22 protein-coding genes are annotated in these 19,472 nt (G+C 63.4%); 2 read left to right on the top strand and 20 right to left on the bottom strand.

Features of this window, described 5'->3' with window-relative positions:
* Positions 1-12: 12 nt before the first annotated feature.
* From LZ518_RS07215 to LZ518_RS07120, 20 genes are all read right to left on the bottom strand, one after another.
* On the bottom strand, positions 13-906 hold the full coding sequence (locus LZ518_RS07215) for a hemolysin family protein (protein WP_249915326.1): 894 nt from the start codon (positions 904-906) through the stop codon (positions 13-15).
* Positions 906-1,409: an rRNA maturation RNase YbeY gene (gene ybeY / locus LZ518_RS07210; RefSeq protein ID WP_249915325.1), complete on the bottom strand. Its 504-nt coding sequence runs from the start codon at positions 1,407-1,409 to the stop codon at positions 906-908. The genes LZ518_RS07215 and ybeY overlap by 1 nt, the downstream gene beginning before the upstream one ends.
* Positions 1,409-2,434, bottom strand: coding sequence for a PhoH family protein (locus tag LZ518_RS07205; RefSeq protein ID WP_249915324.1), 1,026 nt, complete (start codon positions 2,432-2,434; stop codon positions 1,409-1,411). Before LZ518_RS07205 ends, ybeY begins: the two co-directional genes overlap by 1 nt.
* Entirely contained in the window at positions 2,434-3,738 is a 1,305-nt protein-coding gene (miaB, locus tag LZ518_RS07200; protein WP_249915323.1) for a tRNA (N6-isopentenyl adenosine(37)-C2)-methylthiotransferase MiaB, read from the bottom strand. Before miaB ends, LZ518_RS07205 begins: the two co-directional genes overlap by 1 nt.
* Positions 3,739-3,748: 10 nt before the next feature.
* Positions 3,749-4,474 (bottom strand): lysophospholipid acyltransferase family protein, encoded by a 726-nt coding sequence (locus LZ518_RS07195; RefSeq protein ID WP_249915322.1) that lies wholly within the window; start codon positions 4,472-4,474, stop codon positions 3,749-3,751.
* 19 nt (positions 4,475-4,493) lie between these two features.
* The gene (locus LZ518_RS07190; RefSeq protein WP_249915321.1) at positions 4,494-4,916 is read right to left on the bottom strand and encodes a Fur family transcriptional regulator; all 423 of its coding nucleotides are present in this window, start codon (positions 4,914-4,916) and stop codon (positions 4,494-4,496) included.
* A gap of 104 nt (positions 4,917-5,020) precedes the next feature.
* Complete coding sequence (locus tag LZ518_RS07185) at positions 5,021-5,437, bottom strand: Ros/MucR family transcriptional regulator (protein ID WP_249915320.1); 417 nt, start codon at positions 5,435-5,437, stop codon at positions 5,021-5,023.
* Between the two features lie 122 nt (positions 5,438-5,559).
* The gene (rimI, locus tag LZ518_RS07180; RefSeq protein ID WP_249915319.1) at positions 5,560-6,006 is read right to left on the bottom strand and encodes a ribosomal protein S18-alanine N-acetyltransferase; all 447 of its coding nucleotides are present in this window, start codon (positions 6,004-6,006) and stop codon (positions 5,560-5,562) included.
* Between the two features lie 35 nt (positions 6,007-6,041).
* Positions 6,042-6,668, bottom strand: coding sequence for a tRNA (adenosine(37)-N6)-threonylcarbamoyltransferase complex dimerization subunit type 1 TsaB (gene tsaB / locus LZ518_RS07175; protein ID WP_249915318.1), 627 nt, complete (start codon positions 6,666-6,668; stop codon positions 6,042-6,044).
* An 81-nt stretch (positions 6,669-6,749) separates the two neighbouring features.
* Positions 6,750-7,328, bottom strand: a complete 579-nt coding sequence (locus LZ518_RS07170; protein ID WP_249915317.1) for a NifU family protein — start codon at positions 7,326-7,328, stop codon at positions 6,750-6,752.
* Between the two features lie 27 nt (positions 7,329-7,355).
* Complete coding sequence (gene mmsB / locus LZ518_RS07165; RefSeq protein ID WP_249915316.1) at positions 7,356-8,291, bottom strand: 3-hydroxyisobutyrate dehydrogenase; 936 nt, start codon at positions 8,289-8,291, stop codon at positions 7,356-7,358.
* A 12-nt stretch (positions 8,292-8,303) separates the two neighbouring features.
* Positions 8,304-9,080 carry an enoyl-CoA hydratase gene (locus tag LZ518_RS07160; protein WP_249915315.1) on the bottom strand — a complete coding sequence of 259 codons (777 nt, stop codon included), beginning with the start codon at positions 9,078-9,080 and terminating at the stop codon, positions 8,304-8,306.
* A gap of 107 nt (positions 9,081-9,187) precedes the next feature.
* Positions 9,188-10,267 carry an enoyl-CoA hydratase/isomerase family protein gene (locus LZ518_RS07155; protein WP_249915314.1) on the bottom strand — a complete coding sequence of 360 codons (1,080 nt, stop codon included), beginning with the start codon at positions 10,265-10,267 and terminating at the stop codon, positions 9,188-9,190.
* Positions 10,264-11,934, bottom strand: a complete 1,671-nt coding sequence (locus LZ518_RS07150; RefSeq protein ID WP_249915313.1) for a PHA/PHB synthase family protein — start codon at positions 11,932-11,934, stop codon at positions 10,264-10,266. The genes LZ518_RS07155 and LZ518_RS07150 overlap by 4 nt, the downstream gene beginning before the upstream one ends.
* Positions 11,935-11,957: 23 nt before the next feature.
* Positions 11,958-13,100, bottom strand: a complete 1,143-nt coding sequence (locus LZ518_RS07145; protein WP_249915312.1) for an acyl-CoA dehydrogenase family protein — start codon at positions 13,098-13,100, stop codon at positions 11,958-11,960.
* Between the two features lie 30 nt (positions 13,101-13,130).
* Positions 13,131-13,661, bottom strand: coding sequence for a hypothetical protein (locus LZ518_RS07140; protein ID WP_249915311.1), 531 nt, complete (start codon positions 13,659-13,661; stop codon positions 13,131-13,133).
* 14 nt (positions 13,662-13,675) lie between these two features.
* On the bottom strand, positions 13,676-14,194 hold the full coding sequence (locus LZ518_RS07135; protein WP_249915310.1) for a hypothetical protein: 519 nt from the start codon (positions 14,192-14,194) through the stop codon (positions 13,676-13,678).
* A 25-nt stretch (positions 14,195-14,219) separates the two neighbouring features.
* Positions 14,220-14,612, bottom strand: a complete 393-nt coding sequence (locus tag LZ518_RS07130; RefSeq protein ID WP_249915309.1) for a VOC family protein — start codon at positions 14,610-14,612, stop codon at positions 14,220-14,222.
* Between the two features lie 2 nt (positions 14,613-14,614).
* Positions 14,615-16,117, bottom strand: coding sequence for a CoA-acylating methylmalonate-semialdehyde dehydrogenase (locus tag LZ518_RS07125; RefSeq protein ID WP_249915308.1), 1,503 nt, complete (start codon positions 16,115-16,117; stop codon positions 14,615-14,617).
* A gap of 65 nt (positions 16,118-16,182) precedes the next feature.
* Positions 16,183-16,947 carry a hypothetical protein gene (locus LZ518_RS07120; RefSeq protein ID WP_249915307.1) on the bottom strand — a complete coding sequence of 255 codons (765 nt, stop codon included), beginning with the start codon at positions 16,945-16,947 and terminating at the stop codon, positions 16,183-16,185.
* A 65-nt stretch (positions 16,948-17,012) separates the two neighbouring features.
* Here LZ518_RS07120 and LZ518_RS07115 point away from each other — a divergent pair, with 65 nt between their 5' ends.
* Together LZ518_RS07115 and LZ518_RS07110 are read left to right on the top strand one after the other, a co-directional pair.
* A complete protein-coding gene (locus LZ518_RS07115) occupies positions 17,013-18,449 on the top strand; it encodes a M28 family peptidase (RefSeq protein ID WP_249915306.1) in 1,437 nt (478 codons plus the stop codon).
* 82 nt (positions 18,450-18,531) lie between these two features.
* Positions 18,532-19,470 carry a DMT family transporter gene (locus LZ518_RS07110; protein WP_249915305.1) on the top strand — a complete coding sequence of 313 codons (939 nt, stop codon included), beginning with the start codon at positions 18,532-18,534 and terminating at the stop codon, positions 19,468-19,470.
* Positions 19,471-19,472: the final 2 nt, after the last annotated feature.

Raw genomic sequence — 19,472 nt, 5'->3', positions numbered from 1 at the left:
CGGACGGATGCGCTACTTTTCCGCCTGGACTGCCTCGATCACTGGCTCGGGAGCGTGAAGCCGGACCCGGACAATCCGGCGAGGGTCGCTGTCGATCGCTTCCAGCCTCCAACCCGATGAGTGAAGTATGGATTCGCCCTTCGCCGGAATTCGACCGGTGAGCAGGAATATCAGCCCGCCAAGCGTATCGACTTCGTCGTCCTCGGTAGCCAGGCGCGGGTCGACCACCTTGGCAAGTTCTTCCAGCTCGACCCGGGCGTCGGCTTCCCACAGCCCGTCTTCGAGCAGGGCCAGCATCCCCGCTTCCTCGGTGTCGTGTTCGTCCTCGATCTCGCCGACGATTTCCTCGACCACATCCTCGATCGTCACCAGTCCCTCGGTGCCGCCGAATTCGTCGACGACGATCGCCAGATGGAGCCGTTCGGTCCGCATCCGGGCGAGCAGGTCGAGCACGCCCATCGATTCCGGGACAAACAGGGGGGTCCGGAGAAGCGATGCAATGGTCCGTGGATGCTCGGCGTCGAGGCGCGCTTTGAACACATCCTTGATGTGGATCATCCCAATCACTTCATCCAGGTCGCCACCCGTCACGGGAAGGCGGCTGTGCTCGGCCTCGGCGAAGGCGGCGACGAGCCCGTCGAAGCTGATCGTGGAGGGAACGGACACGATGTCGCCGCGGGTAACGGCAATCTCGCCTACCGTCCGATCACCGAAGTGCAGCAGGTTGCGAAGCATTTGCCGCTCGGTCGGCGACAGGTCGCCGCGCTTGATCGGCTCATCCTCTGCCTCGTCGATCGCGTCCTCGATCTGGTCGCGAAGCGTCTCCTCGTGCGCCTCCCCGAACAGCAGCGACCGCATTCCGCGCCACAGCCTGGAGCCGCCTTCATCCTCGTTGCGGGTCGCCATCAGCGCTCGCCCTCGTACGGGTCGGATATGCCCATCCGTGCTAGCGCGCGCACTTCGCGCGCTTCCATGTCGGCAGCGCTGGCTTCATCCATATGGTCATAGCCGAGCAGGTGGAGCGTGCCATGGACCATCAAATGGGCGGCGTGGCTTTCGAGCGGAATGGATTTTTGCTGGGCTTCGGCGGCGCAGATCCCGCGGGCGAGGATGATATCGCCCAGCATCAGTTCGGGCCCGGCAGCGCCACCGTCAGCGAGCTCTTCGGCCTCGGCCATTGGGAAGGACAGGACGTTGGTCGGCTTGTCCTTGCCGCGCCATTCGGAGTTCAGCGCATGAACTTCGGCGTCGCCGGCGAGGCGGATCGACAGTTCGACGGTTCGTTCGCTGGTCCCCAGCTGGGGGAATGCGCTTTCGGCAATGGCGGCGGCGGCGGCGGCACGGGCAAGCCCGTCCCAGCCGGTGCTACTGTCCCATTCTCCGTCGGTATCGATGGCGATCTCAAGCATCACCGCCCCAAATTCCCTGGCCCAGGTCCCTCATAAGCTTCGACGATCCTGCCGACCAGCGGATGGCGGACGACGTCGGCGGCGCTGAACCGGACCATCGACAGTTTAGGTATTCCTTCGAGCTTCGACACGGCATCGGCCAGGCCGGACGTCACGCCTGGCGGCAGGTCGGTCTGGTTGGGATCGCCGCAAATCACCATTCGGCTGCGCATGCCGAAACGGGTGAGGAACATCTTCATCTGCTGCGGCGTGGTGTTCTGCGCCTCATCGAGGATGATGAACGCGTCGTTCAGCGTGCGGCCGCGCATGAACGCGATCGGGGCGATTTCGATCTCGCCGCTGGCGATGCGCCGCTCGACCTGCTCGGTCGGCAGCATGTCGTAAAGCGCGTCGTAGAGCGGCCGGAGATACGGATCGACCTTTTCCTTCATGTCGCCGGGCAGGAAGCCCAGCCGCTCTCCGGCTTCGACTGCCGGACGCGAAAGAATCAGTCGATCGACGCTGCCCGAGACGAGCTGCGAGACCGCTTGGGCGACCGCGAGATAGGTCTTTCCGGTACCCGCCGGCCCAAGCGCGAAGATCATGTCGTCGCGAGCCAGGCATTCCATGTAGCGGGTCTGGACGGTCGAGCGCGGAACGATCGTCTTCTTGCGCGTCCGGATCATGACGCTCGGGGGCGAGGCGACCTCGTCGGCGATTATCCCGTCGAGCGCGGGCTGGTTAGCCATTCCGATCAGCGCTTCGACCGCGGCCGCATCGACGTCCTGGCCCTGGTCGAGCCGGTTATAGAGGCCGGTGAGCACGTCGCGGGCGCGGGCGGCGGCATCGGGATCGCCCTCGATCATCACCCGGTTGCCGCGCGCGGCGATATTCACGCCAAGCCGGTCCTCGATCATGATCAGGTGGCGGTCATAATCGCCGAACAGCGGGCCGAGCAGATAGGGCTGCTCGAACTCCAGCTCGAGCCGGGCGCGTCCTTCGATCCGGGAGTCGAGGTTCGCGGCGGACAGTTCGCGCTTGGCCATCAGGCTGCCTTTGCCGAGCGGATGACTCCGCCAAGGCTGTTGGGAAGCGCCTGGGCGATGGTGACATCGAGCATGTCGCCGATCTCGGCGCCAGTTTCGACGAACACTGACTGCAGCCAGGGCGACTTGCCGATCATCTGGCCGGCCAGGCGGCCCTTGCGTTCGATCAGGATTTGGGTGTCGCTGCCGATCGTGGCGCGGTTGAAGGCGAGGCTGTGCTCGGCGATGCGGGCCTGGAGCCGCTGCAATCTGTCGTCCATCACCTCTTGCGCCACCGCTCCTTCCATCTGCGCCGCCGGAGTGCCCGGGCGGGCGCTAAACTTGAAACTGTAGGCCGAAGCGTAACGCACGGAATCGACGATGGATAGCGTCGCCGTGAAATCTTCATCAGTCTCGCCCGGAAAACCGACGATGAAGTCGCCGCTGATGGCGATATCCGGCCGCGCTGCGCGCACTTTCTCGATCGTCCGGAGATAGGATTCGGCGCTGTGGCTGCGGTTCATCGCCTTCAGGATCGGATCGCTGCCAGACTGCACCGGCAGGTGAAGGTAGGGCATCAGCTTGTCGACCTCGGCATGGGCGGCAATCAGCGCGTCGGTCATGTCGGTTGGATGACTGGTGGTGTAGCGGATCCGCTCCAGCCCGTCGATCTTGGCGATTTCCCGGATCAGGCGGTCGAGTCCGCCTTCATAAGCGTTCACATTCTGGCCAAGCACGGTGATTTCGCGTGCGCCGCTGTCGACCAGCGACCGAGCTTCGGCGACCACGTCGGCGAACGGGCGGCTGATTTCCGCGCCGCGGGTGTAAGGCACCACGCAATAGGTGCAGAATTTGTCACAGCCTTCCTGCACGGTGAGGAAGGCGCTCGGACCGACCTTTCGGCGGGCAGGTAGCGCGCCAAACTTGGAAATGGCCGGCATGTCGGTATCTACGGGTCGATGCCCTTTGGCGACCTCCGCCACCATTTCGGGCAAGCGGTGATAGGCCTGCGGCCCGACTACCAGGTCGATCATCGAAGAGCGTGTCCTGGCTTCGGCACCTTCGGCCTGTGCGACGCAGCCGGCCAGTGCGATCATCGGCTTGCTGCCATCCTCGCGGCGCAGGCGACCGACATCCGAATAGGCTTTTTCGGCCGCCTTCTCGCGGATGTGGCACGTATTGAGCACAACCAGATCGGCGTCTTCTCCATCGGCGGCCGCGCGCATACCCTCGGCGCCGAGCAGCTCGGCCATCCGCTCGCCATCGTAGACGTTCATCTGGCAACCGAAACTTTTGACGCGGTAAGTCTTAGGAATCTCTGTCATTTCACCGCGCCTATAGGGCCTCCGGCGCGGCCAAGGAAGAGAGGGAGGCGGCGATCGCCGAATGAGCAAGGCGCGCCAGCGCCTTGCGGTCTTCGGCGGGCGGCAGCGGGTCGAGTAGATGGACGGTCATCACCATCGTGCCACGGTGGCCGAGCACCCGCTTGAAGTTGGCGATACCGCCTTCGCCGCTGTGCCAACCGACGACATCGGCAAAGCTGCCATAATCGACCGCGACCGGGCGAACCGAGACGCGGGGCGGGGGCGGCGCGACCGCCTCCATCAGGGTAGAGCGGAACGGCAACAGCTTGCGGCCGTTGCCCGTGGTGCCTTCGGGAAAGACGGTGAGCGGCTGGTCATGGCTCAGCGCGGCTGCGATCCGCTTTACCTGGTGATGGACTTCGCCTCGTGCCGAGCGCTCGACATAAAGGGTGCGGTTCTGGTCGGCGATCCAGCCTATCAGCGGCGTCTGTTCGACCTCCGCCTTGGCGATGAAGGCAGTGCCGGTCCAGCCGCCGAGGATCAGTATGTCGAGCCAACTCAAATGATTGGCAATGATGAAGCTGTGCGCTTCGATCGGCTTGCCCTGGACATGGGGCCGAACCCCAATGGTCAGCGCCCCCCAGTAAAGAAAGCGCCTTGGCCAATTGGAACGGCCGCCGACCCATTTCGTCAGCAGGTGCGGCGGAACGAAGGCGAGGAGCAAGGCAATGAGGCCTGCCAGGCGCAGCCCGAACAAAAATCTGGAAGGAGGGCGCTCAGCGCTCGCGGTCAATGGCGACGCCGTAAAGCTCCATGCGATGGTCGACCAGGCGGAACCCCAACCGCTCGGCGATCCGTTTCTGGAGCAGCTCAAGTTCTTCGTCGACGAACTCGATGACATTGCCGGTCTCGACGTCGATCAAATGGTCGTGATGGGTTTCCGATGCCGCCTCATAGCGCGATCGGCCGTCGCCAAATTCGTGCCGCTCCAGGATTCCCGCTTCCTCGAACAGGCGAACGGTACGATAGACCGTGGCTATCGAGATGTTGGGGTCGATCGACGCCGCCCTGGAATGAAGCGTCTCGACATCGGGGTGATCCTCGCTCTCGCCCAACACGCGGGCGATGACCTTGCGCTGCTCGGTAATGCGAAGGCCCTTGTCGGCGCACAGCTGCTCGATGTCGATCGTACGATGCATAATCCCGAATTAGGGTGCGGATGAGATAACGTCAAAGGGGAGACGCAAATCATGTCTCCCCCGAGAGCGGGCGCCTCGCCCATCCACCGGAACGGCTTTGCGCCTTACTTCTTCGGCTTCCGCCGCTTGGTGCCAAGGCCAATCGATTTGGCCAGCGTCCGCCGCTGCTCGGCGTAATTGGGCGCGACCATCGGATAGTCCGCGGCCAGGCCCCACTTCTGCCGATATTGATCCGGAGTCATTTGATAATGAGTCATCAGATGCCGTTTCAGCATCTTAAGTCGTTTCCCGTCTTCAAGGCAGACAATATAGTCAGGCTTGATCGATGAGCGGATCGGAACCTTGGGTTCGGGCTTGGCTTCTGCGGCCGAGCTTGCGCCCGACAGTTGTGCCAGTGCGCCATGAACGTTCTGGATTAGTTGCGGCAGGTCGTTGACCGCAACGCTATTGTTGCTGACATGGGCCGCGACGATGTCGGCGGTCAGCGTGATGAGCGTGTCATCATTGCCTTCATTGGTCATTGTCTAATTCCCGAGCAATAAATTTGTGCGCGAGACGGCGGCACACCGTCGCGGCTATAGCAACATTACTACCCCGTTATTATGGGGGCAAGTAAAGTCTATACTAACTAAAGTTAGGCAATTTAGTCGACCAGCGCCAGTGTGACGGCGTCGTGACTTTGACCGTCAGGGCCATGATAATAGTTTCGGCGGCGGCCGACCTGGCTAAATCCAGACGTGCAATAAAGCTCTACCGCCGGATTTCCGTCGCGAACCTCAAGGTGCAATCGGTGTGCCCCGCCGGCCAATGCAGTCGCGATAAAGTCATCGAGCAATGCCTGGCCAATCCCGCGCCTTTGTTCCGAGGGATCGACCGCAAGCAAAAGCAGCTCGGCTTCATCCGCGACTGCCCGGACCAGTGAGAAGCCGGCTACCTGTCCCCCTTGTTCGGCAAGCGTCAGCGACACGCCGTGCATCGGCAGGATCCCGGCGCATTGCGAGCGGGTCCAGGCCTCTCCGAAACAGGGCTGGAAGGCGGCAGTCATGACCTCCATGACCTCGTCGAGCTCGTCGGCGCCGCCCCGACGCAATCGAACAATGGAATCGGCTTGCCGGCGCGTCGCCATCATGCGGCCCCAACCAGATCCTTTGGCGCTCGCGCGTCGGGGGCTCTGGCATAAATCGGCTTGCACTCCAGGCTGCGCAGCAATTCCGGCAAGGCAAGGGCCCTGCTCGCGGTCGGCAGAAGCGGCAGCGCTTCGCCGTCGCGCCGGGCCTCGACCAGCGCTTCGGAGCCGCTGCCAACGACCAACGGAGCGTCGACTTTCCTCGCTGCCGCTTCCGGCGTCAGATTGAGGACCGGGCCGGTCGCGGTCAGCTTTTTGCGATCGAAAGTCTGGACGAACAATTCGCCATGGCCGCCGGCAATTGCGGCGGCAACCTTGCCTTCGCCGGCCGGGGCGGAAGCGGCGAGCAGCGCCAGGCTGTTCATTCCTGACAGAGGCACGCTCCAGCCGATCGCCATTCCGTGCGCGGCAGCAATGCCGACGCGAAGCCCAGTGAAACTGCCAGGGCCGACGCCGACCAGGATCTTCGATGGGACATGGCCATCAAGCATTTCCTTGATCATCGGTACCAGCCGCTCGGCATGCCCGCGCCCGATCAGCTCGTCGCGCGAAGCGACGATCGTCCCGTCCCGCTCGAGCAAGGCGGCGGTGCAGGCGGTGGTCGACGTGTCGAGCGCAAGGATCAATCGAGCGACTCCCTGTTCGAAAGCGCATGGAGGCACAGCCCGCGCTAGGCGGCAAGCAAAAATCGGAAAATGCCAATAAAATCAGACGGCTTCGATCGTCTCGACTTCAGGGACGTAGTGCTTGATCAGGCTTTCGACGCCACGCTTCAGTGTGACGGTCGATGACGGGCAGCCTGAGCAGGCGCCCTGCATGCCGAGATAAAGCTTTCCGTCTTTATAGCCGCGATAGACAATGTCGCCGCCGTCCTGGGCGACCGCTGGGCGGACACGGGTATCCAGCAATTCCTTGATCTGCTCGATGATGTCCGCGTCGGCGGGATCTTCCTCGATCGTCGGCGCCTCGTCGGCGGCAATCTCGATGCCGGCGGCCGTGCCCTGTTTGAACAGGGGCGCATCGAGCATGAAATGATCGAGCAGGACGGAGAGGACTTCGGGCTCAAGCTGGTCCCATTCGACCGTCGGCGCGGCGGAGACTGAAACGAAATCACGGCCGAAATAGACTCCGTCGACCATGCCGGTCGAAAACAGCGCCTCGGCCAGCGGGCTGGCATCGGCGGCGTCGGCATTGGGAAAGTCGCGCCCGCCCATTTCCATCACGGTGCGGCCAGGCAGGAACTTGCGGGTCGCCGGGTTGGGCGTCTTTTCGATCTCGATCAGCATGGCCGGGATGTGGTCTTGGTGCGCTCCTTAATCAAGCGCGGTGACGGGCGGTTCGACATGCTTTTCCCCCTCGGGCGTTTTCCAACTGTCGTCGATCATCTTGATCAGCGCCGAAAAATCCTTGTTTCCGCCGCCCCGGTCGACGAAGCGCTGGAACAAGTCCGCCGCCTCGCCCCCCATCGGCGTATAGGCGCCGGCTTTCTGTGCCGCCTCCATCGCCAGCTTCAGATCCTTGAGCATCAGCGCCGCGGCGAACCCGCCCTCATAGCCGCGGTCGGCCGGCGTCTCGGGACCGACGCCGGGAACCGGGCAGTAGCTGGTCATCGACCAGCTCTGGCCGCTGGCCTTGGACGAAATGTCGTAAAAGGTCTGAAGGTCGAGCCCGAGCTTCTGGGCCAGCACGAAGGCCTCACAGGTTGCTGCCATCGATGCGCCAAGCAGCATATTGTTGCAGATCTTCGCGGCCTGGCCGGATCCGGCCTCGCCGGCGTGGATCACCGCCTTGCCCATTTTTTCCAGATATTCGCGGGCCTGCTGGAAACCCTGTTCGCCTCCGCCGACCATGAAGGTCAACGTGCCGCCCTCGGCGGCGGCGATGCCGCCGGAAACAGGCGCGTCGACCATGGTATAGCCCTGGCCTTGGGCTTCCTCCTCGACCGCCTTGGCGGTGGCGACGTCGATCGTCGAACAATCGATCAGGATCGCGCTTTTCGGCGCCTTGCCGAACACATGGCTGCGGTAGACTTCGGCGACATGCTTGCCGGCGGGAAGCATGGTGACGACCGCGTCGGCATCCTCGACCGCCTCGTCGGTCGATTTGGCGCGCTTGCAGCCGCGCTCGACCGCATGGGCCAACGCTTCCTCGCTGAGGTCGAAGGCGCGGACCTCATGCCCCGCCTTGGCCAGATTTGGCGCCATGCCCCCGCCCATATGCCCCAGCCCGATAAATGCGACGCGTGCCATGTCAGTTACTCCTTAACGCCCCGTCCAATTGCCCGGGCGCTTGTCGACGAAGGCGGTCATGCCTTCCTTCTGATCCTCGGTGCCGAACAGGCCATGGAACAGCCGCCGCTCGAAGTTGATCCCCTGGGCCAGGCCCATTTCGAACGCGGCGTTGACCATTTCCTTGTTGGCGATGGCAGCCAGCGGCGCCATCGACGCAATCGTCTCGGCGGTTTTCAGCGCCTCGTTCAGGAGGTCGGCGGCAGGGACGACCTTGGCGACCAGGCCGCTGCGTTCGGCTTCCTCGGCACCCATCATCCGGCCGGTCAGGCACATTTCCATCGCCTTGGCCTTGCCGATCGCCCAGGTCAGCCGCTGAGACCCGCCCATGCCGGGCGACACGCCTAGCTTGATTTCGGGCTGGCCGAATTTGGCGCTGTCGGCGGCAATGATGAAGTCGGCCATCATCGCCACTTCGCAGCCCCCGCCTAGGGCGAAACCGCCGACCGCGGCGATCCACGGCTTTCGGGTCGCGGTGACCTTTTCCCAGCCCTTGAAGAAGTCCGACGCATACATGTCGGCGAAGCCCTGGGCCTGCATCTCCTTGATGTCGGCGCCGGCGGCGAAGGCCTTTTCCGACCCGGTCAGGACCAGGCAGCGCTGGCCGGGATCGGCGTCATAGGCGGCAAAGGCGTCGATCAGTTCCGTGAGTACGGTCGAGTTGAGTGCGTTGAGCGCCTGCGGGCGGTTCAAGGTGACCAGGGTCACCGCGCCCTTCTTTTCGACCAGGATCGTTTCGTAATTCGCCAATCTATCCTCCGTCGCCCCAGCGGAGGCTGGAGCCCATGTCTAATCCTAGGCCCATGTCGCCATGACATGGATCCCAGCCTTCGCTGGGATGACCGCCCGTTGGGACGTCAAAAATCGAACGGCCGCCACTGTTCCTCGATCGGCAGCGGCTCGAAAAATGCCTCGACCTCCGCGTCGCCGATTACCTCGGGCCGGGTCGGGTGCCAGTTGGGGGCATTGTCCTTGTCGATCAGCAGGGCGCGGACGCCCTCCTTGAAATCAGGATGGTGGATCAGGCGGACCATGATGCCATATTCCATCCGCATCTCATCGACGAAGTGGAGCTGGTAGGGGCTTTCCTGCAGCAGCTTCAAGCTGACCTTGCAGGCCATCGGCGATTTCTTGCGGATGGTCGCCGCTTCCGTTGCGGCCCACTCGTCGCCTTCGTCGGACCCGGCATCGAGCGCATCGAGAATTCCTTCCAGCCGGTCGGACGCGAAATAGCGGTCGATCTTCTGGATGTTGGACTTGATCCGCGCCGGCGGGATTTCATCTTCAGAAAGCTCGTCGAGTATCGCTTCGACCCGGAACGGCTGGGCCATAATCCGTTCCTTCGCCTCTTCGAGCCGATCGGAGTGGATGTAATGGGTGGCGAGCCTCAGCGCCTTGCATTCCGCCCCGTCGAGCCGCGCCCCGGTCAGCGCCAGGAATTGGGCCAACCGCCCACGCAGTCTCGACAGGTAGCGGCCGCCGCCGACGTCTGGGAAGATGCCGATGGTCGTCTCGGGCATGGCCAGCACGGTCCGCTCCGTGGCGACGCGGAAGCGGCAGGGGCAGGCAATTCCGACCCCGCCGCCCATGGTGATGCCGTCCATGAAGGCGACGCCCGGTTTGGGGTAGGTATATTCGAGGTGATTGAGCCGATATTCGTCGAAGAAAAAGGCGCGGGCGGCGGCATCGGCACCCTCGACGTTGAGGCTGATGTCGACCACGTCGCCGCCGGCGCAGAAGCCGCGGCCCTCGGTATGATCGATGAGGATGATGCGGACGTCAGGGTCGTTGCGCCACTCGATCAGGGCGCTGGCCATGTCGCGCACCATCTGGCGGTTGAGGCTGTGCAGCGCCTTGGGCCGGTTGAGGCGGAGGCGGCCTGCGAGCCCTTCCTTCTGGCAGAGAACGTCGCTGCTTAGCTCAGTCATCAAATTCATTTCATCATCACATAGCGGCCCGGCGCCGGCTCGATCCCGTCCTTGATGGCGCGGGCCGGGACCGGCTTCTTCGAACCGTGATCGGTCAGCCAGTTGGTCCAGGTCGGCCACCAGCTGCCTTCGTGGCGAGTAGCGCTTTCAAGCCAGGCCTTGGCATCGGCCGGCCGGCCCTCGCTGGTCCAGAAACCATGCTTGTTGGCGGCGGGCGGGTTGATCACCCCGGCATTGTGGCCGGAGCCGCCGAGGATGAAGTCGGCACCGATGTCGCGGGCTCCCCGATAGACTGCTTCCCAGGCCGAGACATGATCGTCCTTCAAGGCGATGACCAGCATCGGCGTCTTGATCGCGCCCAGGTCGATCGGTACCCCGCCGACCTCGAAGCCGGCAGGTTCCTTGAGCCTGTTATTGAGCAACAGATCCCGGTTGTAGCTCTTGAGGAAGGCGGCTGGAATCCGCGCGCCATCCTCGAACCAGTAGAGCAGGTCGCTGGGTGGCGCCGGCCGGTCGAGCAGGTAATGGTTCACCACCGACGACCAGATGAGGTCGTTGGCGCGCATCGCCGCGAACAACCGCTGCAATTCCAGGCTGTCGATGAAGCCTTGGCCTTCGAGATAATCCTCAAGCGCGGCGAGATGGCCTTCATGGACGAAGGCCGACCAGTCGCGCATGTCGGCAAAGTCGACCAGCGACCCGATCAGCGTCGCCGAATTGACTTCGTCGGCTCTGCTTTCGGCAGCGAGCCACGCCAGCGCGATCGCCACCAATGTGCCACCGAGGCAGAAAGCGAACAGGTCCGGCGACGTTCCGGTGCGGGTCCGTACCTCGCCGATTGCCTCGACGATCCCCTCGAGGACATATTCGCCGACGCCCTTATGCTTGTGCTTCTCGCTCGGGTTGACCCAACTGACGACGAACACGGTGCGACCCTCGTCCACCAGCCATTTGACCAGGCTTTGGCGGGGCACCAGGTCGATCATGTAATAGCGGTTGACCAGTGGCGGGACGTAAAGCAGCGGCTCGGCCGCGACCTTTGCGGTCGTGGGCGTGTACTGAATCAGCTGGAACAGCTCGTTCTCAAACACCACCTCGCCCGGCGTCGCGGCGATAGTCTTGCCCTTTTCGAACGCGGTCGGGTCGGTCCGGCGCTGGACGATACCCTTGCCGCTGCCGATGTCCTCAATCAGGTGGGCAAATCCCTGGACCAGGTTGGCGCCGTTGGTTTCCTTGGTGCGCTTGACCACCTCGGGGTTGGTCGCCGCGAAATTGGAAGGCGAAAGGGCGTTTAGATATTGGTCGAGCAGGAAGCTCGCCATCGCCGTAGTGCTGGCATTTCCTTCGCCCAGCGAAACGACCTCGCGCAGCTGCCTGGAAGCAAGCAGATAGGCGTCGCGGATGGCGCGATAGTATGCATCGTCCTGCCATTCGGGCGCGGCAAAGCGTCGGTCGCGCGGTTTCTCGCCGATCGTCCCGGCCATCGTCCCGGTCCAGAAATCGCCCCATTGCTTGGCGGCCGCCAGCTGCACTTCCATCAGCTCCGCCGGTCTCATCGCCAGGCCAAACGCGAACTCGCCGGTCGCCTGGGCAATGGCGAAGGGATCGAACGGAAGCGCCGGCTTGACCCCGCCGGCCATCATCTTCTCCGCAGCGTCGTTGAGCTGCTTAGCCAAGTCGTTGAAAGAAAAAGCGGAAGTCACTGACGGATAAGCTCCCGGCCAACGATCATCCGCATCACCTGGTTGGTCCCCTCGAGGATCGAGTGGACGCGAAGGTCACGCCAGAATCGCTCGATCGGATAATCCATCAAATAGCCGTAGCCACCGTGAAGCTGGAGCGCGCGGTCGACCACCGATGAACCGGTGTCGGTGGCGAAACGCTTGGCCATTGCAGCAAACTTGGTCTTGTCGGGCGCATTGGCAGTGACCTTGACTGCCGCGGCATAAAGCAGTTGCCGCGACGCCTGCAGCTCGGTCTCCATGTCGGCCAGCATGAACTGTGTATTCTGGAAGTCAGAGATGGCCGTCCCGAACTGCTTCCGCTCCTTGGTGTATTTCACCGCCTCGTCGAGACAGCGCTGAGCACCGCCGAGCGAACAGGCGCCGATATTGAGGCGTCCGCCATCGAGCCCCATCATCGCGATGCGAAAACCTTCGCCTTCGCCGCCAACGCGGTTGGTGATGGGAACGCGAACCTCGTCGAAATTGACCTGCGCGGTCGGCTGCGAATGCCAGCCCAGCTTTTTCTCATTGGCCCCGAAGCTGACGCCTGGCATGTCCTTTTCGATCACCAGGCAGCTGATGCCCTTGGGGCCGTCCACGCCGGTGCGGACCATGCAGACGTAAATCTCATTCTCGCTGCCGCCCGAAATGAACGCCTTGCTGCCGGAGACGACATAATGGTCGCCGTCCAGCACCGCCTTGGTCTTGAGCGCCGCCGCGTCGGATCCGGACGACGGCTCGGTCAGGCAATAGCTGGCGATCTTGTTCATCGGGATCAGCGACGGGAGATATTTCTGCTTAAGCTCATCCGAGCCGAAGCGGTCGATCATCCAGCTTGCCATATTGTGAATCGAGATGAAGGCGCTGGTCGACGGGCAGCCATAGGCCATCGCCTCCATGATCAGTGCCGCCTCGAGCCGCCCAAGGCCGATCCCTCCGCTCTCCTCGCTGACGTAGATGGAGCCGAAGCCGAGCTCCGCCGCCTGGCGGATCGTGTCGCGCGGGAAGATGTGCTTTTCGTCCCATTCCGCCGCGAACGGCGTAATCGCATCGGCGGTGAATTTCTGCGCCATCTCCTGGATCTGGCGCTGGTCGTCGGTCAGGTCGAACTGGTGCATGAGCAGGGCGCCTAGCACCCGGCAAACAGCTTATCTAGAGGCGCCTATGCAGCGCTGATAAACCTCGCCGCCGTTTCGAGTAAGGCGATTGCCGCCGCCGCTCAGGACGAAGCTCTCGCGCGCTTCATAGCCGCCCTCGCCGACAAAGCGGCCATCGAAGCGGCCTGGTGAATCGGCAAGCACGCCGCCGAGCGAAGCAACCGTATCGGCCGAAATAATCTGGTCGCCGGTCAGCAATATGGAATTTCCGGCAACCTCCCCCGGGCGGCAGTCGGAAGCAGCCATTCCCCACAAGCCCTGGAAAGCGGGAGGGACGTTGCCGGGGACGCCCGCTTCGACCGCATTCCCATCGATCTCATTACCGACCTCATTGGCTATCTCGTTTTCGACCGGAGGCGGCGCGGGCGGCGGCTCGGGATTTTCGCTCAACTGGATGTCAGGCAGTTGGGGGGCGGATTCGGACGCCCGGATCTTGTCTGCCGTCAGCACGTCCTCGTCGCTCGGCCCGCCGCAGGCAGCAAGGGTCAGGGCAAGCAGCGACGCAACGAAGATATGCTTCATGGCCTCGCGGACTATCAGGCGCAGCGCTTGTAGGTAAAGCTTTGTGAGACGTCAGCCTGGCTGCGGACAAGCGTCTTGCTGCTCCCGGTCAGCTTCAGATTCTGGCTGTTGGTCCAGCTTTGGCCCTCACCGGTGAAGGCAAATGTGCCGGTGAAATTCTCGGGCGCGTTGAGGATGACCTTGGTCAGCGTGCCACGCGACTCGTAAAAGACCAGGCTGCGCTCTCCGATCGAAATCAGGCCCTTGTTGTCGTCGCGCTTGGGATCGCAGTCGGCAACGGTCATTCCCCAGCGGCCACGAAACGCCGCCGGGATCATGCCTGCCTCCGGCGTACCTGGCGACGAAGCCTGATCGGAGCCCGCATCGTCGGCCTCATTGCCCATGTCGGCATCGTTGGTGACCGTCTCGTCAGGCGGTAGCGTTTCGATCTCGGCGTTGGCGGTGTTCGTCTCATCGATTGCGAAATTGTCGTCACTGCCCTGCTGGCAGGCAGCCAGGGCGAGGAAGATTGCCGCGGCAAGTATCCGTTTCATGTCCGAACCAACGCCTTAATCCAGATTAAGATGCACCGCGATCCGTCGGTTCGATCAAATCCCATCGATTGCCGTACAGGTCGCGGAACACGGCCACCGTGCCATAGGGTTCGCGGCGCGGCCGCTCCTCGAACAATGCGCCGGCGTTGATGAGCCTAGCCTGTACGGCGGCGAAGTCATCGGTGCTCGCGAACAGTCCCACCCGGCCGCCGAATTGGTTGCCGACTGCGGCCAACTCCTCGGCCTTGTTGGCTTTTGCCAGCAGCAGGGCGCCGCCGTCATCGCCGCTGACCACCACCCAGCGCCTGCCGCCGCCCTGGTCGCTGTCCTCAACCAGGCGAAAGCCGAGCGCATCGCAATAAAAAGCGATGGCCTCTTCATAGTCACGGACCAGTAGCGCGGTCAGCGCCAGCTTCATGCTCATCCCATGGTCGGGATGATGAAGGCTTCCTTGTGATCGCCCGCGGCCGTTCCGTCGGGCCAACGCTGGGTGACGACCTTGGTCCGGGTCCAGAAGCGCATGCCTTCCTGCCCATATTGGCCGATGTCGCCGAAGCCCGAGCGCTTCCAGCCGCCGAAGCTGTGATAGCTCACCGGCACCGGGATCGGCACGTTGACGCCGACCATGCCGACATTGACCCGGCTCACGAATTCGCGCGCGGCGTGGCCGTTGCGGGTGAAGATGGCGACGCCGTTGCCATATTCATGTTCGCTCGGAAGGCGCACGGCCTCCTCGAACGTGTCGGCGCGGACGATCTGCAGTACAGGGCCGAAAATCTCTTCCTTGTAGCTGCGGAAGTGCGGCTTCACATGGTCGAACAGGGTCGGGCCGACGAAGAAGCCCTTCTCATGGCCTTGCAGCATGAAGCCGCGTCCGTCGACGACCAGTTCGCCGCCCTCGTCGACGCACATCTGGATATAGTTTTCGACGCGCTGCTTGTGCGCTTCGTTTACCACCGGGCCGTAATGCGCCTCGGGATCGGTCGAAATGCCCACCCGCAGCTTTTCGATCGCCGGTACCAATTTCTCGCGAAGTGCGGCGGCCGTATCGTCGCCGACTGGCACGACTACCGGCAGCGCCATGCAGCGCTCGCCGGCCGAGCCGAAAGCCGCGCCGGTCAAATCGTTGACGACCTGGTCGAGGTCGGCATCAGGCAAGACGATGCCATGGTTCTTGGCGCCGCCGAAGGCCTGCACCCGCTTTCCGTTCGCGGTGCCGCGCGAGTAAATATATTGGGCGATGTCGGACGAACCGACGAAGCTGATGCCGGCGATGTCGGGATGGTCGAGGATCGCGTCGACCATTTCCTTGTCGCCGTGGACGACGTTGAGCAGCCCATCGGGGAGGCCCGCTTCCTGCATCAGCTCGGCGAGGCGCACGGGGACCGACGGGTCGCGCTCCGAAGGCTTAAGGATGAAGGCGTTGCCGCAGGCGATCGCCATGCCGAACATCCACATCGGGATCATCGCCGGGAAATTGAACGGAGTGATGCCGGCGCCGATGCCCAGCGGCTGGCGCATCGAATAGACGTCGATGCCGGGGCCGGCGCCCTGGGTATATTCGCCTTTCAGCGCCTGCGGGATCGAGCAGGCATATTCGATCACCTCGAGACCGCGCTGCACATCGCCCTTGGCATCGGCAACGACCTTGCCATGTTCGGAGGCGAGCAGCTCCGCCAGCTGGTCCATGTTCGTTTCGATAAGCTCCTTGAACTTGAACATGACCCTGGCGCGGCGCTGCGGATTGGTCGCGGCCCAGGCCGGCTGGGCGGCCAGCGCGGCGTCGACCGCGCGCTGCAATGTCGCGGCTGTGCCGAGGCCGACCTGTGCCTGGACCTCGCCCTGCGACGGGTTCCACACGTCGCTCAGGCGCTTGGCGTCCGCAACCGATTGACCGTTGATGAAATGCTCGATGCTACGCATGGGGACTCGGACCCTCTTGGCTGATGGGAAGTTGGCCGCTCCCTAATCCCCTCTTTCGCCTAGCGCTAGGTGGCAGGGCAGTTGGCGTAGTGGGACTTCATCAGGGCATCCCAAGCGGCCTGGCTCCCGGTTTCCAATCTTTCGAAAGTCAGTCGGAAATCCTTATAGTCCAGATGGTTGGGAAGACCCAGTTGAGCCTCGACAATGTAAAATTCCCGCGCATCTACCCATAATATGCCGGTCGAGGGTGTCGGACCTTCGACCTTGAGGTCAAACCGCACAGCATCGCGATCGAGGTGCTTTTCGGAACCGGCGTAGCGGGCCTGCAGCCGGCCATAGTCGCGGAACACGCTGGTTCCCTCGGCCGGCCAGATCACCGGCAACTCAAAACCGAAGTCGCCCCTGGGCTTTGCTTCCTGGAGGAAGACATTGAGGTCGGAAAGATCGAAATCGTAGAGCAGGAAAGGCAGTGCCCTGAGCGGATGGTGTTCCCTGATCTGCTCGTTCGGCAGGTCGACCGCAACGTCGAGGGCGGGGGCGACTGGGTCGAGTGTCAGCGTACCGAACACTGCCTGGGTCCCATCCCTGGCGACCTTGCCGGCCGTGAACAGCCGGGCGTCGCGCAAATCGGCTTCCATCTCCGCGGTGACATAGGCCGCGATCTTGCATTTCTCGACCCATTTATAGACCGCGATCCTATCACGGGCCGAGCGATACTGGACGACATGTTCCGGCTCGCTTCCGTCGATGTTCGAGCGGACATAGTGGAGGATCGGCGCGGTCCACGGCGCAGACCCGGCAAGTGCGGCCGCGGCGAGGAGGCTCAGCATGGGCGCAACCTAGGTGCGCGGCCGGTGCTTGCCAAGCTTGGCGAAAGGCGGTTCAACCCGGCCCCATGAAAAAGATGCTGCTTGCTTCCGCCGCCCTCGCTTCCACCGCCGCGACGGCGGTGCCGCCGCTCCGGGGCCCGGAAGCCAAGGTCGCCGGCATCGCCCGAACCGTCGACGCCCAGCGGATGCGGGCGACGGTGGCCAAGCTGGTCAGTTTCGGCACCCGCCATACGCTGTCGACCCAGACCGATCCCAAGCGCGGAATTGGCGCCGCTGTGCGATGGGCGGAAGCCGAGATGAAGTCGCTGGGCCTCGAAACGCTGCAGACTTGCGACACGGTCACCGGGCGGCGTGTTCCGACCCCGACCAAGGTGTGCAACGCGGTCGCGATCCAGCGCGGCACGGAGCGACCCAACGACGTCGTGATCATCACCGGCCATATCGACAGCCGCGTCACCGATGTGATGAACTTCACGTCGGATGCTCCCGGCGCCAATGACGATGGCTCGGGGACAGCGGCGGTGCTGGAGGCAGCGCGCGTGCTGTCCAAACACAAGTTTCCCGGCACCATTGTTTACGCCGCGCTGTCGGGCGAGGAACAGGGGCTGCTCGGCGGCAAGATATTGGCCGACTATGCCAAGGCCCAGGACTGGAACGTCATCGCCAATTTGAACAATGACATCATCGGCAACAGCTGCAGCTCCGACGGGATGTGCAACGACAAGCAGGTGCGCATTTTTTCCGAAGGGCTTCGCTGGCAGGGCGGGGACGAGCTCCGCGCCCAGGTCCGCAGCCAGGGCGGCGAGAATGACTCGCCGTCGCGGAACATCTCGCGTTTCCTTGATGGGCTGGCCGAACGGGTGCCGTCGCTGGGGATCGACGTGATGCAGGTGTGGCGCAACGACCGCTTCGGCCGCGGCGGCGATCACACGGAGTTCCTGAATTTGGGCTTCCCGGCAGTGCGCTTTTCGGTCGCGGTCGAGAATTACAATTGGCAGCACCAGGATCTGAGGACCGAAAAAGGCATAAAGTACGGCGACACCATCGAGAATATGGATTTCCCCTATCTGGCGCGGGTCACGAAATTGAACGTCTCCGCGCTTGCCTGGCTGGCCAGCGCTCCGCCACCGCCTGAGCCGACCGTCGAGGGGGCAGTCAGCACGGATACGACGGTTGCATGGCCGGACATGTTGAGATCGGAGTCAGGGCATTATGTCATTCGCTGGCGTCGAACGGACGCCAATAACTGGCAGAAAACTCGCTCGGTACCCGCCGGGAGCTGCCTGCCGCCGGACCGCGAGGATGCCGTACTGCTCGCTTCGCAGTCGACCATTTCCATCATCTACAAGGCCTGCAAATCAGCCCTAAAAGGCGTGCGCGTCGACGACTGGGTGTTCGGCGTTTCTTCGGTCAGCGAGGACGGATTCGAAAGCCCGGTCGCCTCAGCCGTCCCCGGGGGCGCGTTCAAGCCTTGGGTGAAGCCGGCGGAAGCCGCGAAATAGCCGTCATCGCTAGGAGCGCAGCGACGTGGCGATCCAGACTGGATTGCTTCGCTTCGCTCGCAATGACAGCTAGGGGCTGAGCATGCCCCGCACCACCAGCTTCGATACCGACCGCCCCGCCGATCCAAGGCCGGTGGCGGGGGTAGTGTTGCGGCTAGTGACTGCCCTGCTGCTTGCGATCATGTTTGCGCTGGTAAAGCTCGTCTCGACGCGAGGGGTGAACATCGTCGAGACCCTTTTCTATCGCCAGTGCGGATCGGCGCTGTGCGCGGTCGGGCTGGTCGCGGCGGGGCCGGGGTTCAGGTCGCTGCACAGCAAGCGTGTCGGCGCCCATGTCGGGCGGATGGCACTTGGCGTGACGGCGATGGCATTGAATTTCGCGGCGATGATCATGCTGCCGTTGGCCGAAGCGACGGCGATCGGCTTTTCGGTGCCGATCTTCTCGACCGTGCTGGCGGCGATGGTCCTGGGCGAGCCGACCGGCAAATGGCGCTGGGGGGCCGTCGGATGCGGCTTCCTCGGCGTCCTGCTCATCGTTCAGCCGGGGACCGGCGAAGTGCCGCTGCTGGGGGCCTCGGTGGCGCTCATTGCGGCGCTGCTGACTGCGTCGGTCACAATCGTCATCCGCCGCCTGGGAAAGACCGAGCGGGCCTCGACCACCGTTTTCTGGTTCGCGACCAGCTCGCTAGTGCCGCTCGGCGCAGCGATGTTGTGGTTCGCGAAGCCGCATGACCCGACCACCTGGGCGATCCTCGGCGCGATGGCATTGGCGGGAGGCCTTGCCCAACTGACATTGACCGGTGCGCTGAGGCTCGCGCCGGTCGCCCTGGTGATGCCGATGGACTATACCAGCCTGATCTGGGCCCTGCTGCTCGGGTCATGGATTTTCGGTGAGCTGCCGACGCCATGGATCTGGGTCGGCGCGCCGATCATTATCACAAGCGGCCTGGTCATCGTCTGGCGCGAACATCGGCTGGCGCGTCGAGCAGTCTTGGCTGCGGCCATCGCATCGCCCAATTAGGA

This window comes from Sphingomonas brevis (assembly GCF_023516505.1).
GTDB classification, from domain to species: Bacteria; Pseudomonadota; Alphaproteobacteria; order Sphingomonadales; family Sphingomonadaceae; genus Sphingomicrobium; species Sphingomicrobium breve.
The sequence above is the reverse complement of the archived record's forward strand: the minus strand, read 5'-3'. Positions and strand labels throughout refer to the sequence as shown.

What these genes read in the sequence shown, in the direction of transcription:
- LZ518_RS07215 (WP_249915326.1), bottom strand. Translation starts at nt 906, where the DNA reads ATGGCGACCCGCAACGAGGATGAAGGCGGCTCCAGGCTGTGGCGCGGA.
- ybeY (WP_249915325.1), bottom strand. Translation starts at nt 1,409, where the DNA reads ATGCTTGAGATCGCCATCGATACCGACGGAGAATGGGACAGTAGCACC.
- LZ518_RS07205 (WP_249915324.1), bottom strand. Translation starts at nt 2,434, where the DNA reads ATGGCCAAGCGCGAACTGTCCGCCGCGAACCTCGACTCCCGGATCGAA.
- miaB (WP_249915323.1), bottom strand. Translation starts at nt 3,738, where the DNA reads ATGACAGAGATTCCTAAGACTTACCGCGTCAAAAGTTTCGGTTGCCAG.
- LZ518_RS07190 (WP_249915321.1), bottom strand. Translation starts at nt 4,916, where the DNA reads ATGCATCGTACGATCGACATCGAGCAGCTGTGCGCCGACAAGGGCCTT.
- LZ518_RS07185 (WP_249915320.1), bottom strand. Translation starts at nt 5,437, where the DNA reads ATGACCAATGAAGGCAATGATGACACGCTCATCACGCTGACCGCCGAC.
- LZ518_RS07170 (WP_249915317.1), bottom strand. Translation starts at nt 7,328, where the DNA reads ATGCTGATCGAGATCGAAAAGACGCCCAACCCGGCGACCCGCAAGTTC.
- mmsB (WP_249915316.1), bottom strand. Translation starts at nt 8,291, where the DNA reads ATGGCACGCGTCGCATTTATCGGGCTGGGGCATATGGGCGGGGGCATG.
- LZ518_RS07155 (WP_249915314.1), bottom strand. Translation starts at nt 10,267, where the DNA reads ATGAATTTGATGACTGAGCTAAGCAGCGACGTTCTCTGCCAGAAGGAA.
- LZ518_RS07145 (WP_249915312.1), bottom strand. Translation starts at nt 13,100, where the DNA reads ATGCACCAGTTCGACCTGACCGACGACCAGCGCCAGATCCAGGAGATG.
- LZ518_RS07140 (WP_249915311.1), bottom strand. Translation starts at nt 13,661, where the DNA reads ATGAAGCATATCTTCGTTGCGTCGCTGCTTGCCCTGACCCTTGCTGCC.
- LZ518_RS07135 (WP_249915310.1), bottom strand. Translation starts at nt 14,194, where the DNA reads ATGAAACGGATACTTGCCGCGGCAATCTTCCTCGCCCTGGCTGCCTGC.
- LZ518_RS07130 (WP_249915309.1), bottom strand. Translation starts at nt 14,612, where the DNA reads ATGAAGCTGGCGCTGACCGCGCTACTGGTCCGTGACTATGAAGAGGCC.
- LZ518_RS07125 (WP_249915308.1), bottom strand. Translation starts at nt 16,117, where the DNA reads ATGCGTAGCATCGAGCATTTCATCAACGGTCAATCGGTTGCGGACGCC.
- LZ518_RS07120 (WP_249915307.1), bottom strand. Translation starts at nt 16,947, where the DNA reads ATGCTGAGCCTCCTCGCCGCGGCCGCACTTGCCGGGTCTGCGCCGTGG.
- LZ518_RS07115 (WP_249915306.1), top strand. Translation starts at nt 17,013, where the DNA reads ATGAAAAAGATGCTGCTTGCTTCCGCCGCCCTCGCTTCCACCGCCGCG.
- LZ518_RS07110 (WP_249915305.1), top strand. Translation starts at nt 18,532, where the DNA reads ATGCCCCGCACCACCAGCTTCGATACCGACCGCCCCGCCGATCCAAGG.